Source organism: Nocardia sp. NPDC059764 (assembly GCF_042732555.1).
GTDB lineage: Bacteria > Actinomycetota > Actinomycetes > Mycobacteriales > Mycobacteriaceae > Nocardia.
The window spans coordinates 1-16,607 of record NZ_JBHWHH010000158.1 but is presented as its reverse complement, the minus strand read 5'-3'; the positions used below and the strand labels follow the sequence as shown (position 1 = coordinate 16,607).

Annotated in this window: 14 protein-coding genes; 4 read left to right on the top strand and 10 right to left on the bottom strand. The window is 66.7% G+C overall.

All coding sequences use genetic code 11. The annotated features are described in order from the left end of the window. Positions 1-100 precede the first annotated feature (100 nt). Positions 101-1,006: an IS630 family transposase gene (locus ACFV4K_RS27630; RefSeq protein WP_379278814.1), complete on the bottom strand. Its 906-nt coding sequence runs from the start codon at positions 1,004-1,006 to the stop codon at positions 101-103. Positions 1,007-1,389: 383 nt separating this feature from the next. Between ACFV4K_RS27630 and ACFV4K_RS27625 the strand changes: the two genes are divergently transcribed. After that, positions 1,390-4,389: a hypothetical protein gene (locus ACFV4K_RS27625; protein WP_379278812.1), complete on the top strand. Its 3,000-nt coding sequence runs from the start codon at positions 1,390-1,392 to the stop codon at positions 4,387-4,389. Positions 4,390-4,455: 66 nt separating this feature from the next. Here ACFV4K_RS27625 and ACFV4K_RS27620 read toward each other — a convergent pair whose 3' ends face one another. Together ACFV4K_RS27620 and ACFV4K_RS27615 are read right to left on the bottom strand one after the other, a co-directional pair. Then, positions 4,456-5,391 (bottom strand): oxygenase MpaB family protein, encoded by a 936-nt coding sequence (locus tag ACFV4K_RS27620; RefSeq protein ID WP_379278811.1) that lies wholly within the window; start codon positions 5,389-5,391, stop codon positions 4,456-4,458. A 178-nt stretch (positions 5,392-5,569) separates the two neighbouring features. After that, positions 5,570-5,761 (bottom strand): hypothetical protein, encoded by a 192-nt coding sequence (locus ACFV4K_RS27615; protein ID WP_379278809.1) that lies wholly within the window; start codon positions 5,759-5,761, stop codon positions 5,570-5,572. Between the two features lie 130 nt (positions 5,762-5,891). On the opposite strand from ACFV4K_RS27615, the gene ACFV4K_RS27610 reads away from it, so the two are divergent. Both ACFV4K_RS27610 and ACFV4K_RS27605 read left to right on the top strand, forming a co-directional pair. Then, on the top strand, positions 5,892-6,701 hold the full coding sequence (locus ACFV4K_RS27610; protein WP_379278807.1) for a hypothetical protein: 810 nt from the start codon (positions 5,892-5,894) through the stop codon (positions 6,699-6,701). Between the two features lie 27 nt (positions 6,702-6,728). Further along, complete coding sequence (locus tag ACFV4K_RS27605; protein WP_379278806.1) at positions 6,729-7,919, top strand: hypothetical protein; 1,191 nt, start codon at positions 6,729-6,731, stop codon at positions 7,917-7,919. A gap of 128 nt (positions 7,920-8,047) precedes the next feature. Here the strand turns inward: ACFV4K_RS27605 and ACFV4K_RS27600 are convergent, their stop codons facing one another. The 6 genes from ACFV4K_RS27600 to tsaA all read right to left on the bottom strand — a co-directional run bounded on the left by ACFV4K_RS27600 (position 8,048) and on the right by tsaA (position 14,886). Next, positions 8,048-9,340, bottom strand: a complete 1,293-nt coding sequence (locus ACFV4K_RS27600) for a dihydrolipoamide acetyltransferase family protein (protein ID WP_379278804.1) — start codon at positions 9,338-9,340, stop codon at positions 8,048-8,050. Between the two features lie 15 nt (positions 9,341-9,355). Beyond that, entirely contained in the window at positions 9,356-10,339 is a 984-nt protein-coding gene (locus ACFV4K_RS27595; protein WP_379278803.1) for an alpha-ketoacid dehydrogenase subunit beta, read from the bottom strand. A 19-nt stretch (positions 10,340-10,358) separates the two neighbouring features. After that, positions 10,359-11,555, bottom strand: coding sequence for a pyruvate dehydrogenase (acetyl-transferring) E1 component subunit alpha (gene pdhA / locus ACFV4K_RS27590; protein ID WP_379278801.1), 1,197 nt, complete (start codon positions 11,553-11,555; stop codon positions 10,359-10,361). A gap of 11 nt (positions 11,556-11,566) precedes the next feature. Continuing rightward, positions 11,567-13,024: a dihydrolipoyl dehydrogenase gene (gene lpdA / locus ACFV4K_RS27585; protein WP_379278799.1), complete on the bottom strand. Its 1,458-nt coding sequence runs from the start codon at positions 13,022-13,024 to the stop codon at positions 11,567-11,569. A 175-nt stretch (positions 13,025-13,199) separates the two neighbouring features. Further along, the gene (locus tag ACFV4K_RS27580; protein ID WP_379278797.1) at positions 13,200-14,402 is read right to left on the bottom strand and encodes a PucR family transcriptional regulator; all 1,203 of its coding nucleotides are present in this window, start codon (positions 14,400-14,402) and stop codon (positions 13,200-13,202) included. A gap of 49 nt (positions 14,403-14,451) precedes the next feature. Next, positions 14,452-14,886, bottom strand: a complete 435-nt coding sequence (gene tsaA, locus ACFV4K_RS27575) for a tRNA (N6-threonylcarbamoyladenosine(37)-N6)-methyltransferase TrmO (RefSeq protein WP_379278795.1) — start codon at positions 14,884-14,886, stop codon at positions 14,452-14,454. Between the two features lie 145 nt (positions 14,887-15,031). Between tsaA and ACFV4K_RS27570 the strand changes: the two genes are divergently transcribed. Then, positions 15,032-15,481 carry a hypothetical protein gene (locus tag ACFV4K_RS27570; protein WP_379278793.1) on the top strand — a complete coding sequence of 150 codons (450 nt, stop codon included), beginning with the start codon at positions 15,032-15,034 and terminating at the stop codon, positions 15,479-15,481. A gap of 52 nt (positions 15,482-15,533) precedes the next feature. Here ACFV4K_RS27570 and ACFV4K_RS27565 read toward each other — a convergent pair whose 3' ends face one another. Beyond that, on the bottom strand, positions 15,534-16,415 hold the full coding sequence (locus tag ACFV4K_RS27565) for a tyrosine-protein phosphatase (protein WP_379278792.1): 882 nt from the start codon (positions 16,413-16,415) through the stop codon (positions 15,534-15,536). Positions 16,416-16,607 lie beyond the last annotated feature (192 nt).

Genomic DNA, 16,607 nt, shown 5'->3' with positions numbered 1-16,607 from the left:
TTGCCCTTGCGGGCGACCGCGACGACATCGCGGCGGAACTCCTCCGGATACGGCTTCGGCATGGTGGACATCCTCTCAGCGAGGACCAAGTCCTCGCAGATCAGGAATCAACCAAACCGGGGGCAGTCCCGCCCGCGCACCACGCCCGGACTTCGGCGCGCTTGTGGACCGAGTAGTTGTCGCAGATCAGATACAGTTTCCGGCCCGGCCACCGAGCCCGCAGAGACTTCAGGAACGCCAGGAACTCGGTCCATCGTTTCCGGTCCCGAATCCGGTAATACAACTGCCCGGTCCGCAGATCCAAGGCACCGAACATGTGCCGAACACCCTGCGTGCGGCGGTAGGTCGCCCGCAACCGGCGCGGCCGCCGCGCGGTGAACCAGCCTCGGCCGCTGCGGGGTTGGAGGTTCAGTGGGCCGAACTCGTCCACGCAGATCACCCGGCCGTCGGCGGGCGGGTTGTCGTAAAGATCGAGGACTCGTGCCATCTTGGCTTGAAAGTCGGGGTCGTTGCTGGCTTTCCAGGTTTTCGTGGCCTGCCACGACACCCCGCCAGCCTTGAGGATCTGCCGGACGGTCTCGCGGCTGATGTCGGCAATCTTGTTGATCCGCAACACTTCTGCCAGTTTCGACAGGCTCCAGGTCGAGAACGGCCATCCGAGGTCACGGGGGCAGCACCGGGCGATCTGACAGATCCGATCACGCGTCGCTTGATCGGTCTTCACCGGCCTGCCCCCGCTCCATTTTGGGTCCAGAGCGTCGAACCCCTTCTCGTTGAAATCGTGGATCACTTGCCGCACATACGATTCCGAAACCTGCATCAACTTCGCGATGAACCCGACCGGCTGATGCTGCGCCGAGGCCATCACCACCACAGCACGCCGCATCCGCACCGGCACCTTGCTACGCCGCGCGATCTGGGCCAGCCTGCGGCCCTCCTCTGGCGTCACCGCTCTGACGAACACATCCGGCTTTCGAGCCACCGGCATCACCTCCACCGGCAGCATCACCGCTCACCCGCCGACGATCAACCCGCCACCCGGACAACGGTTTCAGCACCAACCTTCCCGGACGCGGCACAAGCACCGTCGTAGCATGCTCGAATCTGCTCAGCCTTCCGCAAGTTGGCACAGAGCAACGCAAACCCGGCTTGTAACCCAATTCGGTTGTGGTGCAGTGGGTGTCGATGCTTGCTTGCCGATATCCAAGGAGAAGCACTGATGTGGTCTGAGCTGGGGAAGACGGTCCGCGCCGCTATACGTAGTTGGGCGGCGACAGTGCGGCTGTGCGTATGCGTGGCTGTGCTGGCCGGGGCTGCGGTGGCGGTTGTTGCCGTCGCTGGGCGCTGAATGACTGGGTGGGAAGGGAGAATTCGGCGATGATGCAGTCGATGACCACAACCAGTGATGATTCGAGCGGTCGGCTATCTCGGGAGCTTCTCGCGCTACGCCGACTTGTCGATGCCGAAGTCAGCGACTTGTACCGGGTCCTGAAGGACACACCGGACGCAGTGGCAGCGAACACGTTGTATAACGCCGAGAACGGCAAGCGGGTTAGCCAGCGGTCGGTGTCGAAATATGTGCTGGCATGCAAACGCATCGCCGAATACAAACACCGCCGGGTTGATCCAGCATTGTTCGCTCCGCAGTACTGGAGACAATTGCATGCAGACGGAGACCAAGCACCGGTATTCGGCACTGCCGATCGGAAGGCCGGAGACGACGGTGCCGAAGTGGTGCTACCGCGGCTTGGAAGTGATCTCGACGACGTCCTTGACCCGTTCGACCTCGAAGTCCATCACCCGATCACCGTGGCTGCGGAGGGTGATCCAGCGCGACTGCCGATCTATGTGCCCCGTGCGCACGATCGAGTTCTCGCCGATCTCGTGACGCGCGCCCAAGCAGGTACCAGCGCGATGGCCGTGCTGGTTGCGGGCTCCTCGACCGGCAAGACCCGCGCTCTGTGGGAAGCGTTGGCGCCTTTGCGGGCTGAGCCTGGGTGGCGGTTGTGGCATCCGCAGCAACCGACCCGCCAGCGTGCACTGCAAGAACAGATCGCGCATGTGGGAGCACGAACGGTGCTCTGGCTCAACGAAACACAGCGCTACTTCGAGGACGGTAGTGCCGCGCAGAAAGAAGAGATCGCGACTGCGTTGCGTGTGTTGCTCGCCGACGACGACCGCGCTCCGGTCCTGATCTTGGGGACATTGTGGCGTGAGCATTACCGTGTGCTCGGTCAGGACCCGGGCTCGCCCACACGGATCCTGTTCGACAAAGCCAAGATCATCACGGTCCCCTCAGCGTTCACCGGCGCCGACCTCGACGAACTACGGCACACCGCAGCACGCGACCCGCGGCTGAAGGCGTCGCTCGACAGCACCGAAGACGGGCGGATCACCCAGTACCTCGCCGGTGGACCGGAATTGGTGGACCGCTACGAACACCAGGTGTCGGCAGCGGCGTGCGCGGTAATCGAGGTCGCGATGGATGCGCGGCGGATGGGTCACCGAAACATGCTGCCCTACATGCTGTTACGTGACGCTGCTGCCGCGTACCTCAGTGACACCGAGCGGGGAGAACTCGGTGAGGGCTGGTTTGAGCAAGCCCTCAAGGAAACTAGCCGATCCTGCAAAGGTGCGTCGGGACCGGTTACCCCTATCCGCCCGCATCCGTTGCGCGCCCGCGGCCGCCCTCCCAAAACCCGAGGCGGCGAGGTGCCGACGGGGCCGATGTTCCAACTCGCTGACTTCCTCGACCAGTACGGACGCGAACACCGTGCCGAGGCGATTCCGCCGATCGAGTTCTGGCAGGCGGTCGCGTTGTATTCGCCTGTGGAGGACCAATTTGTGCTGGGAACTGAGGCGCGGGTGCGCGGGCTGCATCGCGACGCTGCGCAGCTGTGGAAGAACGCGTCGGACCAGGGTGAGGGCCGCGCGATGATCGCTCTGGTCCACCTGCTTCGCCAGCTGAACATGCCGGTTGCTCACCTGGCCATGGCGGCCGCCACCGCGGTCCCATTGGATGAGCGATTCGGCCTGAGTTTGGGCCCGGTGCTGCACTGGCTGTATCACGCCGGCGCACACGAGGAAGTCGCGGTGCTTGCCGATCGCGTGGTGATCGAGACGCCACTGCATTATTCGTCCGCGGTGGGCACCGCCTTGATGGATCTGCATGGTGCCCGCGCGCATGACCAACTGCGCGCCCTGGCTGACCGAATCGCCTCCCACGCTGCCATCGAGGACGGTAAGGGGTTATCGAAGGTGCTCGGGCCGTTGCGTTATGTCGGTGCCCAGGATCAGCTCTCTGCCTTCGCCGACCGCGTAGCCCAGATTCGGATTGACGATATTTGGTCAGTCGATCGGGCATTGCGGGCCCTGCACCAGGTTGGTGCTCAGGAACAGGCGCTCGTACTGGCCGAGCGGGTTGCCGTCGGGATCGCCGTCGATTCCCCCGCCGCGCTGGCGGTGGCGCTGCGAGCACTTCACTCGGTGGGCGCACACGAAGAAGCCAAGTGCCTGTCTGCGCGGATCGATCCGGATCAACTGAATAGCGACGACCCGCGGGGGCTCACCGTTCTGCTGCACAGCTTGTCGGTAGTGCATGCCGAGGACCTCCGCGATGCGGTCTTCGCACGCGTCGACCGGACTGGATTTCCACTGGAGGATCCCACGACCGTCGCGCTGCTACTGCTGGGTTACCTGCAGGCGGGCAGATATGACAAGGTAGCTGGACTTCTCAACGGCCTGGACCCTGTTCGCCTGCGCCTGGACGACGTGGCTGGGGTCGACCGGCTGCTGCACACCTTGCAGATTCTCGACCTCGGTGGCCATCTCACCGGGATGCTCTCGGGGTTCGCAGCACATGTACCGGTACACGACACATCGGTAATGCCGCTGTTGAAGCGGCTACAGGAGATGGGTGCACATGCACAGGCGGCGCAGCTGGCTGGCCGTGTCGCTGCCGAAACGTCTACCGAGCGCGCCGCCGTGCTGGCGAAAGCATTCGAAGCGTTGCACGATATCGATGCTCACGAGTCCGAGCGTCAGCTTGCCGCACGTGTCGATCCCGCACGTGTCGAGATCGGCGCCCCGGAGGCGATCGCACGGATCGTGCAAGGTCTGCGCCATGTGGGTGCTATCGACGCGGCGACCGCTGTGGCCGAGCGTGCGGCAAGCGAGCTCCGGTTGGATGTGCTGGCGCTAACGGCCAAGCTCCTCGACGAATTGGCGTCGATGCCTGGACGTGGCCCGTGGGAAAGATTGAGGCGACGGTTACCTGCGGGAGGTCAGTTCGATTTGTGGGTCTCCGATGTTCCCGGGGATGAATTCAGATTCGGCCGTGAACCGGACGGCACCCCGGCCACGGCCTGGGCATGGGAGGACCTGACCTAGTTACGCTAATCATGAACGCCGACATCGTAAACTTCACCTAACCTGTGGTTCCTTAGGATCCCCTTATTAGAGGCCTAGGTGTCGATCCGGCGCAAACGATTGCAGGCCAATCCTTCGATACTTACTGACAAGCCGCTGGTACTGCCGCCGGTTTCGAGCCATCGGGACTTCGGTCAGAGCCGAGGGCAACCACTGGTATCCGAATCTCAATATTGTTGACAGAATCTGGAATTCGAGCTCGTGGCGGCGGCTCCAGGTCATCGGCATCAACGCGCGTACCCCAGGATGCATGATTCCGCATCCGAGAACACCTGCAACGTGGCCGATTACGGGACCGCCCATCTTCCATACGGGAACAACTGCAGAAGGCATGAAATCTGGTGCCGGAGGCCGACGAACCAACTGTGCTGCCGCAGTGAGGATCGTGGTCTGCTGAAGCTTCTCGGCAACCATTGCGTCGTAGTACTCGACCAGCTCTTCGTAGTCTTCGATCAGGCGAGATCGGCCCGGAAGCTGTAAGCCATCTGCCTTCCTGCGGTAGTAGTCCCAGATGGCTTGATTGTCGGCAGCCGAAGGTCTGTCGCCAGTCAGCGTGATGTACGCATGGTGATGGACGAAGAATGTGCTGATCAGAATCCAGTTCCACAGTTCTGGATTGAGTGCTGAATACCGGGTGCCGTCCGAGCCGACTCCTCTGACTTCTGCATGGAGGCGCTTCAATCGTTCCGATTCCGCGCCTCTCACTAGGTCATCACCAAGCAGAACCAGCTGGTCGGACGCCCCGGTTCGTGCTGCCCGCTGCCAGGGTCGAAACTGAATTCGACCGGTGGCCTCGAGTGCTGCGGACACACCGGGAAGCATCGTCTGGTCGAAGAGCGCGACACCGAAAAGCCCAAGGAACAATGACCCTGCGACTTCCTCGAAGCGCTGAACGGCCGGAGCGAGAGTCTGGTTGAGGTCTTCTCGCCGATCCAGGATTTCTCTTGAAACCTGTTGGCTCACTGGGCAAGTCATGGAGTTAGAACCCCTTTGTTCTACTGTGATCGGATCACCGGATGGGTAAGCCAGGTTCGATATTGATCCGCCGGGTGCGCATACAGCTAGCGATGGACGACCTACGCCGTGCATCTCGCGCTACGGCAACGCGGCGACTGCTGGCAGCTTGTCCCGAATGTCGGGTTCACGGCGTCGGATTGTCGATCTTCGGCGAGTCGGCTTGCTTGGTGCAGAGAAGGAGCAGGAAGGCCGAGTCGGCGGTGAGGGAGAAGGTGATGAGCCCGGTGTCCTCCCACATCCGGCTGCCGGGTCCGAACGGACGGCGTTCGGGGCGGGCGGCTCCGGATCCCTCGGCGAGCGCGACGGCGGCGGTCATGGTGGATCTCCTTTGATCGACCGTTCCTGACGGCGGTCACGCGCCGACAGGATGAGAGAGTTGCTACCGAATCTTCTCATCATGTCGGTGGAGTGGCAACCGTCACGATTGACCGGGATACGATCGATTCGTGGACACCGCTGCCGGTTGGTTGCGCGGCACACCCTGGGGCCGGACCGCCTGGCGGGCGGTCCAGGGCCTGTTCGAGATCGAGCTCGTCGATCGCTCGCTGGCGCTGTCCGCGCAGATCTTCACGTCGGTCTTGCCGGTCATCATGGCGGCATCGGCCCTGAGCGGCTGGCATTCCGCGTCCGGCGCGATCCGTTTCCAGTTCGGATTCGATCTCGAGGCGCTGCCCGTCGGCGACGCGGCACAGGCGTCGGATTCGTCGCTGGCCGCGTTCGGCGTGGTCGGTCTGCTGATGGTCGTGTTCGGCGGCACGTCGTTCGCCCGCGCGCTCGGACGGGTCTACGGCGCGGTGTGGCAGGTGAATTCGATCGGGCCACGGGACGCGTGGCGGTGGTTCGCGGCACTGTTCGCGGTCGCCCTGGCGGTCGCGCTGGTCGGGCAGACCCAGAACCTCGCGCGCGTCAGCTATGTGGGGTGGCCGCTCGTGCTGGCCGGCGAGTTCGTCATCTGGACGGTGGTGTGGGCGTTCGCGCCGTTCCTGCTCACGAAGGGCGCGTTGACCCGGCGGGTGGCCTGGGCGACCGGGCTGCTGACCGCGGCGGGCTTGACCGTCGTGCATCTGGCCGGGCGGGCCGTGCTGCCGAGGATCACGGCCAACGCCCAGCGGCACTTCGGGCCCCTGGGGCTCGCTTTCACTTCTGTCAGTTGGCTTTTCGTGATGTCGGTGGTGATCGTCGGCGCTGCCTCGATCATCAAGGCTTTCGCCCTGGACGAGACCGTGATCGGGCGGTTTCTGCACGGCTCGAATTGACCATCGCACGATCGAGGCGGGACAGTCATGGCGATTTCCGAACCCGAACGCCCACGCCGTAGCGCAGTGCGGTGGGCGGCCGCGACCGTTCTGCTGACACTGTTCGCCGTCCTGGCGATCGCCTCGGTCCTCGCCGGATTCGCGCACCGGGAGTTGCTCGACACCGACCGCTACGTCCGGACCGTCACGCCGTTGTCCGCCGACCCCGCACTGCGAGAAGTGCTGGCCGACCGGGCCACCGACGCGATCATGACCGGCGTGGACGTCCAATCCGTCACCGCCCAGGCCCTGGCCGCGCTGGCCGACAGCAACCCGCGCGTTCCGCGCGCGGTGACGGGGCTGGCTCCCTTGGCCACCCGGCAAGCGCGAGGTCTCGTGCGTGACACGGCCGAATCCGTCCTGGCTTCCGATCAATTCCGAACCGCGTGGATCGAGGCGAATCGGCAGGCGCACCGCGGGCTGGTCGTCGTGCTGACCGGTGCGGCCCCGGCGGCGGTCGGAATGGATCAGAACGGCGCGGTGAGTGTGGAACTGGGCCCGCTCATCGACAGCGTCCAGTCCGAATTGACCGCCCGGGGCTTCACGTTCGCCGACCAGGTGCCGACGATCGACCGGTCGTTCGTGGTCTTCCGGTCTCCCGAACTGGTCGAGGCGCGGCGATGGGTGATGATCCTCGATCGGGTGGCCGACGTGCTGCCCTGGATCACGGTGCTCGTCGCGGCCGGCGCGGTCTGGGCCGCACCCACCGGCGCGCGGCGTGGCGCCCTCACGTGGCTGGGTGCGACGCTGGCGCTGGCGATGGCATTGCTCGCGGTCGCCGTCGGCATCGCACGATCGGCCTACCTGGACGCGGTACCGGCCGACGTGCTCACCCCTCGAGCCGCCGCCGCGGTGATCGACGCCTTCCTGGTGCGGCTGGACACCACCGCGCGAGTGATGTTCGCCCTGGCCGTGGTGATCGTGCTGGCCGCGCAGTCGCACCGAGTCGTGCGCGATCCACGGGCGATCCGATCCGTCGTGGCCCGCTACCGGGGCTCGCTGCGGATCGCCGTTCTCGCCGCCGCGGCGGTCACACTGACATTCTGGTCGTACCCGACCGGACCGGTGGTCATCTGGACCGTGTTCGCCGCCGTCGCCGCATTGGTGGTGGTCGAACTGGCGGCCGGAGCCGGACAATCCCGGCCCGCGCCCTCGGCCGAAACGGGAAAAGCCGGATGACGGGGACCAGCCGGGTAAAACCGGTCCACGCCATCCGGCGATTCCGCCCGCCACCGGGTGAGTGCGGCTCACGGCGGGCGTCGTCGTCCGATCCTGGATCAGAAAATCGGACGACGGTCTCGGGGTGACTAGGTCACGATCCGCAGCGGATGCTCGATGAGTTCCTTCAGCTGCTGCAGGAACTTCGCCGCGACCGCACCATCGATCGACCGGTGATCCGCGGACAGCGTGACGCGAAGGATCTTGCGCGACACCACCTTCTCGCCGTCGAGCTTCAACTCGTCCTGCGCCGCGCCGACCGCGAGGATCGCCGACTCCGGCGGGTTGATCACGGCGGTGAACTGCTCGATACCGAACATGCCCAGGTTGGAGATGGTGAAGGTGCCGCCGGACATGTCCTCGCCCTTCAGCTTCCGGTCGCGGGCGCGCCCGGCCTTCTCCCGGCCCTCGGCGGCGATGGCCGACACCGACTTACGGTCCGCGTCGTGGATGACCGGCACGAACAGGCCCGCGTCGGTGGCCACGGCGATGCCGATATTGATCGCCTTGTGCCGCAACAGCTTGTCGCCCGCGAACGAGACATTCACCGACGGATCCAGGCGCAGCGCGGTGGCGACCGCCTTCACCAGCAGGTCGTTCACGCTGACCTTGCCGGAACCGGTCTGCTCCAGGGTCTTGTTGATCTGCGCGCGGAAGGCCAGCAGCTCGGTCACGTCGATGGCGCTGGTCAGGTAGATGTGCGGCGCCTGCTGCATGGACTCGGTCAGGCGCTGAGCCGAGACACGCTGAATGGTGGTCAGCGGGATCTCGTCGTAGTCGCCGGTGGCGGGGGCGACGGCGGTCGGAGCGGTGACGGCCGATGCGGCGGGAGCCGAGCCGTTGGCGGCCGGAGCGGTGGGCGCGGCCGCGGTGGCCATGCTGCCCGCGTTCTCGACATCCAGCTTGGTGACACGGCCGCCCGGACCGGTGCCGGTCACGGCGGCGATGTCGACGCCGAGCTCCTTGGCGACCTTGCGGGCCAGCGGGGACGACTTCTTGCGCTCACCGGATTCCGCGGAAGCCGAAGGCGCGCTGCCGTTTCCGGGTGCGGCGCCGTTTCCGGGGGCGGAAACGGGGGGCGCCGAATCAGCCTGCGCGGCCGGGGCCGGAGCGGCAGCGGCGGGGGCGTCGGCGGCCGACGCTCCGCTCCCGTCACCCAGGATCGCGATGGCCTCACCGATCGGCACGCGCGCACCGGCTTCGGCGATGATCCGCTCGAGCACCCCGTCCTCGTAGGCCTCGAGCTCCATGAGCGCCTTGTCGGTTTCGATCTCGGCCAGGATCTCGCCCGCCTTGACCTGATCGCCGACCTGCTTGAGCCAGGCCGCGACGACGCCCTCCTCCATGGTGTCGGAGAGCCGGGGCATGGTTACTTCGGACATGGTTCCTTCCGGATCTCAGCGGCGCTTGCCCACGGCGGCAAGGGTTTCGGTGGCGGCCCGGTACAGCGACTCGGGCGAGGGCAGCGCCAGCTTCTCCAGCGGCTTGGCGTAGGGCAGCGGCACCTCGGCCATGGCGACCCGGCGGACGGGGGCGTCGAGGTAGTCGAACGCGCCGTCGGAGATGGACGCCGCGATCTCCGCGCCGATGCCGTAGGTCAGCCAGTCGTCCTCGCCGATGACGGCGCAACCGGTCTTCTCGACCGAGGCGATGATGGTGTCGCGGTCCAGCGGGCGCAGGCTGCGCAGGTCGATGACCTCCGCCGAGATACCGTCGGCGGCCAGCTGTTCGGCGACCTGGGTGCAGACGTTCGCCATACGGGAGTAGCCGATCAGGGTGATGTCGGTGCCCTCGCGGGTGACCGCGGCCTTGCCGATCTCGACCGGCGGCAGGTCCTCGGGAACCTCGCCCTTGGTGTTGTAGAGCGACAGGTTCTCCAGGAACAGCACCGGATCGTTGTCGGCGATCGCGGCCTTCATCAGCGCCGCCGCGTCGGCGGGCGTCGACGGCGCGACCACCTTCAGGCCGGGCACGAACGCGTAGTACAGCTCGATGTTCTGCGAATGCGTCGCACCCAGCTGCTGCCCGCCGCCCCCGGGGGTGCGGATGACCATGGGCACGGCGGTCTGCCCGCCGAACATGCCGTAGATCTTGGCGGCGTGATTGACGATCTGGTCCAGCGCCAGCAGCGAGAAGTTGATCGTCATGATCTCGACGACCGGGCGCAGGCCCAGCATGGCGGCGCCGATCGCCGCACCGACGAAACCCTCTTCGGCGATCGGGGTGTCGCGCACCCGCTTCTCGCCGAACTCGGCCAGCAGGCCGGCGGTGATCTTGTACGAGCCTTCGAAGACGCCGATCTCCTCACCGATGAGGAAAACGTCGTCGTCGCGCCGCATCTCCTCGCGGAGGGTCTCGCGCAGCGCTTCACGGTAGGTCATGACAGCCACGGTGATGTCCTTAGGCGGTGAAGAGCGGATCACCGGGCAGGCGATGGGAATCGCCCGCGACCGGGGTCGCGTAGTTGTAATCGAACAGGGTGGCCGGATCCGGATGCGGGGACTGGTCGGCGAAATCGACCGCGACGCGCACCCGCTCCTTCACATCGGCCTCGATGGCGGCGGCCGACTCCTCGCTCAGCACGCCCGCCTCCAGCAGACGGTTGTGCCACAACACGATCGGGTCGTGCGCGACCGCGGTGGACACGGCGTCCTCGGCCCGGTACTTGGCCGGGTCGACCACCGAATGCCCCTTGAGCCGGTAGGAGACGGCCTCCAGCAGCGCGGGCTTGCCCTCGCGACGCGCGGTCTCGATGAGATCGGCGGCGACCTCGCGCACGGCCAGCACATCGGTGCCGTCCACCCGCTCACCGCGCATGCGGTACGAGGCGGCGCGCTTCCACAGATCCGGTTCGGCCGAGGACTTCTCGACGGTGGTGCCCATACCGGTCTGGTTGTTGATTACCAGGAACACCACGGGCAGATTCCACAACGCCGCGATGTTCAGCGACTCGTGGAACGCGCCGATATTGGTGGTGCCCTCACCCATCTGGCACACCACGACGTCATCGCCGCCGCGGTAGTCGATGGCCAGCGCCGCGCCGATCGCCAGGGGCACCTGGCCGCCGACGATGGCGTACCCGCCGAGCAGCCGGGTCTCGGTGTCGTACATGTGCATCGACCCGCCCCAGCCCTTGGAGGTGCCGGTCGAGCGGCCGTACAGCTCGGCCATGACGCGGCCGGGCTCGATGCCCTTGGCCAGCGCGTACCCGTGCTCGCGGTAGTTGGTGAACAGGTAGTCGGTGGGACGCATGGCCCGCCCGACACCGACGACGGTGGCTTCCTCACCCAGGTTCAGGTGGCAGTAGCCGCCGATCTTGGCCTGCTGGTACGCCTGCGCGGTGCGCTCCTCGAAGCGGCGGATGAACAGCATCTCGCTGTACAGCTCGCGCAGGGTCGCGGCGTCGGTGCCGCCGAAATCGGCTCCGCCGAGCAGGGAACCGGATACGGCTGCGTCAGCGGTCTGGTCGGCCGGGCGGGTGGCCTTGCGCGCCGGCTTGCGCGGCGCGGCGGTGGTCGGGGTCAGCTCCGCTGCGGTGGACATGTTCAGCTCCGCTGCGGTGGACATGTTCAGCTCCGCTGAAGTGGTCGTGGTCATGACGGAACTCCTCAACGCTTCCGGGGCGGCGCGACGTGAATCGGCAGGCCCAGCCCGACCAGGGCGGCCTCCATACCGATCTCGCCGAGGGTGGGGTGGGCGTGAATGGTCTCGGCCAGCTCGTCGAGGGTCGCCTCCAGCGAGATCGCCAGGGCCCCTTCGGTGATCAGGTCACTGGCCGACGGGCCGATGATGTGCATACCCAGCACTTCGCCGTGCTTCTTGCCCGCGACGATCTTCAGGAAGCCCTCCTGATCGCCGAAGGACTTGGCCCGGCCCAGCGCCGCGAACGGGAACTTCGCAGCGACGATGTCGTGGCCCGCGGCCTTGGCGGTGTCCTCGGTGAGGCCGACGCTCGCGATCTCCGGATGCGTGAAGGTCGCGGCCGGGATCACGTTGTAGTCGATGTGGGCGGCGTGACCGGCGATGGTGTCGCTGGCGACCAGGCCCTGATGCGACGCCACGTGGGCGAGCAGCGCCTTACCGGTGACGTCGCCGATGGCGTAGACGTGCTCGACGCCGGTGCGCAGGTGCTCGTCGACCGGGATGAAACCCCGTGCGTCGGTGGCGATTCCGGCCACCTCCAGGCCCAGCCCGGCGGTATTGGGGCGGCGGCCGACGCCGACCAGCACCACGTCCGCGGGCAGCTCCTGCGGCTTCGCGCCGCCGACCGTGACGGTCAGGCCCGCGTCGTCCTCGGCGATGGCGGTGACGGTCGCACCGGTCAGGACCTTGATGCCGCGCTTGGTGAAGGAGCGGACCAGCGCGGTGCCGATCTCCTTGTCCTCCAACGGGACCAGGCGATCCTGCATCTCCACCACGGTGACGTCCGCGCCGAACTCGTGGAACAGATTGGCCCACTCCGCGCCCACCGCGCTGCCGCCGATGACGACCAGGCGCTTCGGCACCTCGGTGAGACCGAACGCGCCGTCGGAGGTGATGACGCCGGGCAGGTCCGCGCCCGGGATCGGGAGTACGGCCGGGACCGAACCGGTCGCGATGATGACGTCCTTCGCGCTGACGGTGCGCACTGCGTTCGCGGTCGGGGCGGCGGCGTAGCGCGGGCCGCCCTCGAAGATCGGCGACGGGCCGGCCTCGACGACCTCGACCGTGGTCGGGCTGGTGAAGCGGGCGTGGCCCTCGATGACGGTGACGCCATTGGCCTTGAGCAGGCCCGCGACGCCGTCGGTCAGTTCCTTGACGATGCCGTCCTTGCGCTGCCGCACCGCGGCGTAGTCGAAGCGCAGGTTATCGGCGTAGATGCCGAATTCGGCGGCGTGCGCGATGGTGTGGAAGACCTCCGCCGAGCGCAGCATCGCCTTGGTCGGGATGCAGCCCCAGTTCAGGCAGACGCCGCCCGGGCGTTCCTTCTCGACCAGGCCGACGGTGAGGCCTCGTTGAGCGGCGCGGATGGCGGCGACGTACCCGCCGGGACCGCCACCGATCACCAGAAGATCGAATTCCGGCACTCGTGGTGCTCCTCGTTCTCGATAACTCGACCCGCCATCGGTTGTGATGCGAGTCATTGCGAACGAGTCTGTCTGTCCCCATTTGCACAATCAATGCCCTCGAAGCCCATATATGTCTGTTCGTGACTGGGCGGAGAGCACAATTTGTACCCGTGAGTAGCGTGCTTTCGGCGGCTCAGCCGCGGGCGGTCCCGGGCAATTTCAGAGCGGCCAGAGCGAGGGAAAGTTCCAGGTAGGCGCGTTGGCCTTCCAAGGGGCGGCCGAGCAGCATGGTGATGCGCTGCAACCGGTTGATGACCGTGTTCCGATGGCAGTGCAACTTGGGTGCGGCATTGGCCGCGGAGCAGTTCTCGGCGAGCCAGACGGCCAAAGTCCGCAGCAGAATGTCACGTTCTTTCGGCGGCAATTCCAGGACCGGGCCGAGGGTCCGGGCGACCAACAGATCGGTCAGATCGGGGGAGCGCAGCAGCAGCGCCTCCGGGTAGCGTTCGTCCAGCGAAACCAGCAGCCCGGCCGCGTCCCCGGGCACGGTATCCAGCGCCAGTACCGCCAGCCCGTGCGCGGTATCGATGCCCGCGAGTCCGGCGACCGCGGGGGAGACCCCCGCCCGGCCCCGGATCAACGGCCGAAGCTGTTGCAGCACAACAGAACTGTCCCGATGCTCCAGCGACACCAGTCCGACGGTCGAATCCACGCGCTCGTGCCATACCGACCGCACTCCCGAAACCCCCAGTGCCGCCTCGGCACCCATGTGCAGCCGCGGGCCGCCCTCGCCGCGTGCCACCATCACGAGATACGCGCCGTGCGCGGGCAGATTCAGTTCCCGCCCGGCCCGTGCCGCGAAGGTGGCGTCGTGGGCGCGCCCGGCGAGGAGGTCCTCGATCAGCGAATGCCGCCGCCGCTCGTCGCTGCGCACCCGATCCAGCTCGGTGTTCCGGTACGAGGTGACCAGGGCCGAGGACATGCCGTCCACCACCGCCCACATGGCCGAGCCGACCTGCCGGGTCTCCGCGGACCCGATGTCATCGGCCTTGTCCAGCAAGGCTTCCCACACGATCTGGCCGCCGAGCCGGAACGTCCGCAGCATGGCCTCCAGTGGCACGCCCTGCTCGGCCCGCCGCCTGCCGATCGCCGCGGCCACATCGTCGCCGTCCGGATTGGGTGGCAACCCGCCCAGCAGATCGAGGATCCGCGTCAGGTATCGCCGGCAGCCGTCCCGCAGATCCGCGCGCGGCACCGCCGTGTAATCCGTCCAGCCCGGGTTGTCGGTGAAGATCGCCGCCATCAACTGCTTGGTCAACGCGGTCACCTCGGCCTGACACGCCGCGGCCAGCCGTTGCGTGCCGACCGCCGGGATCGGATGCCTGGGTGCCGCCATGGCACTCAACCTACTCCCGAGGGTCGCCCGCCCGTCCCGTCCGGGCCGGTCAGCGGGTTTCGACGCCGCCCAGCACCGGCTTGATATCGAGGATCGGGGTGCCGTCGATGGCCTCCAGACCGGCCACCCCCAGCACACCCGGCGATACCGCGGTCAGTGTCACCTCGTGCAGGCCGATCGGGTTCGGCCGGTCGGGGGAGCGGGTCGCGAAGACACCGGTCGCCGGACGGGACCGGTCCCCGCGCGGATGCACCGCGAGCACGTCCCGGCTTCCCGCGTGCAACCAGGTCAGCAGGATTACCCGCATGCCGGGCTGAAGATCGGCCGCCGCCGCGGCGAATTCGGGCGCCAGCACCACCTCGGCGGGCGGCGCGTCCTCGTCGGCCTGGCGCGGCGCCCCGGTGCGGTCGGTGAGCGGGGAGCGGACGTGGCCGACCGGGCGCACCTCGAAATGGTCAGGGCTGCCGGAGAATTCCGAGGACATGGATCGTCTGCTCCTTACACCGTCGGTGATATGGCGATGTCCATGATCGTCCGTACTGATCGAAGTCGCCAATATTTCCATGATCGGACTGGGCGGCACGGTAATTCGTCCGGTGGTTGCATTGGACGGCGTATTATCGGCCGGGATGGGCATCCAGGGCCAGCGCGAACGAATAGTCACCACCGACTGGGACATGTTCGCACGAAGGCTGGCCACCTTCCTCGCCGGGTTGCCGTCCCGCGCCACCCTCACCCTCGTCGCCACCGGCAATCGATACGTGCAATTCCAGCAGTTCGACATCAATCTCTCCGCCGAACTCACCGGTAATTACTATTTGCCCGAACCGATTTCGGAGGCCGCCGCCCAATTGCTGCGCGACCTCGGCTGGACCGCCCCCGCCCTCCAACGCGAGATCGAGAACTGGCGGCGCACCCTGCGCTGGCCGATCACCCGCTCCGCCTTCGAGGACCTCGCCCGCTCCGCAACCCGCGGCCTGCACGAGGCCCTCGGCGTCGGCGACCCCGGCGACCTACGCGCCACCGCGTGGGCGGAGACGACCGCGCTGGACCTGTCCGCCTTGAGTTCTCGGCCGTAGCCGGACATGTGACGGCCCCGCCGCGGTACGACGGGGCCGGAACGGGTGAGGGTCAGCCCACCAGGGTCTTGTGCAGCTTCACGATGGTCGCGGCGTCGACGCCCAGTCCCTTGGTGAGGAACTTGCCGAAATCACCGAACTGCTCGTTCATCTTGTCGATCGCGTTGTTCAGGTACTCGTCGCTGACGACCTGCAACGGGATCAGCAGATCCGGGTTCTGCATGATGCCCGCCTGCTTCAACTGCGCCCGCTGCGCGGCATCCGCCGCCGACCGATACTGGTTCGACAGCAGATAATCCTGGCGGGCAACGTTTTCCGGCACACCCACGGCGCGCAGCATCACATACGTCATCCACCCGGTCCGGTCCTTGCCCGCGGTGCAGTGATACAGCGTCGCGCCCCCGGAGGCCGCGATGTCCTTGATCGTCTGCCCGAACGTCGCCATCGAATCCGGCGTCAGGAAGCTCTGATACATATCGCGCATCATCTGCTCGGCCTTGCCGTCACCCAGCGCCGCCTGCTGCACCGCCGGATCCTTGGACCCGATGGCCTGCACCATCTTCAGATACATCCCCCCATCACTGATCGGCCGGGACACCGCGGTAGCCCCCGGAATCGCCCGATCCGCCCCCTGCGCCCCCACCTCGGCCTGCGTCCGGAAGTCGATCACCGACTTGATCCCCAGCGCCCCCAACTGCTGCACATCGGCGTCGGTCAACTTCCCGAGCGCATCCGCCCGAATCACCTTCCCCGACTTGGTCGAATCCCCCGTATAGGTCGCATACCCCCCGATATCCCGCATATTGACCGCCCCCTGCAACGTGATCCGAGTCGCCTCGGTATGCATCACCGGCGGCGCGGCCAGCGCCACCGACGACACCCCCGCCACCCCGCCCCCGAGCAGCGCCCCAGCCGCAGCGGTCACAATGAGCATTGAAATACGAAGTCGTGCAAATCGTTTGATATTCACGGCGGCGACGGTAGGGGTGCTTACGCGCGCCCCGCCCGGTTACCCACCGGTCCTCCCACCCACCGGCCACCCCTCCCCACCCACCGGGACCCCCACTGGACCACCCCGAATGCCCCTGCACCCCAGTAACTCCCGCGCAACCATCCTACTCCGGAG

What these genes read in the sequence shown, in the direction of transcription:
- ACFV4K_RS27630 (WP_379278814.1), bottom strand. Translation starts at nt 1,006, where the DNA reads ATGCTGCCGGTGGAGGTGATGCCGGTGGCTCGAAAGCCGGATGTGTTC.
- pdhA (WP_379278801.1), bottom strand. Translation starts at nt 11,555, where the DNA reads ATGACCACGACCACTTCAGCGGAGCTGAACATGTCCACCGCAGCGGAG.
- ACFV4K_RS27625 (WP_379278812.1), top strand. Translation starts at nt 1,390, where the DNA reads ATGACCACAACCAGTGATGATTCGAGCGGTCGGCTATCTCGGGAGCTT.
- tsaA (WP_379278795.1), bottom strand. Translation starts at nt 14,886, where the DNA reads ATGTCCTCGGAATTCTCCGGCAGCCCTGACCATTTCGAGGTGCGCCCG.
- ACFV4K_RS27615 (WP_379278809.1), bottom strand. Translation starts at nt 5,761, where the DNA reads ATGACCGCCGCCGTCGCGCTCGCCGAGGGATCCGGAGCCGCCCGCCCC.
- ACFV4K_RS27595 (WP_379278803.1), bottom strand. Translation starts at nt 10,339, where the DNA reads ATGACCTACCGTGAAGCGCTGCGCGAGACCCTCCGCGAGGAGATGCGG.
- ACFV4K_RS27570 (WP_379278793.1), top strand. Translation starts at nt 15,032, where the DNA reads ATGGGCATCCAGGGCCAGCGCGAACGAATAGTCACCACCGACTGGGAC.
- ACFV4K_RS27605 (WP_379278806.1), top strand. Translation starts at nt 6,729, where the DNA reads ATGGCGATTTCCGAACCCGAACGCCCACGCCGTAGCGCAGTGCGGTGG.
- ACFV4K_RS27565 (WP_379278792.1), bottom strand. Translation starts at nt 16,415, where the DNA reads ATGCTCATTGTGACCGCTGCGGCTGGGGCGCTGCTCGGGGGCGGGGTG.
- ACFV4K_RS27600 (WP_379278804.1), bottom strand. Translation starts at nt 9,340, where the DNA reads ATGTCCGAAGTAACCATGCCCCGGCTCTCCGACACCATGGAGGAGGGC.
- ACFV4K_RS27580 (WP_379278797.1), bottom strand. Translation starts at nt 14,402, where the DNA reads ATGGCGGCACCCAGGCATCCGATCCCGGCGGTCGGCACGCAACGGCTG.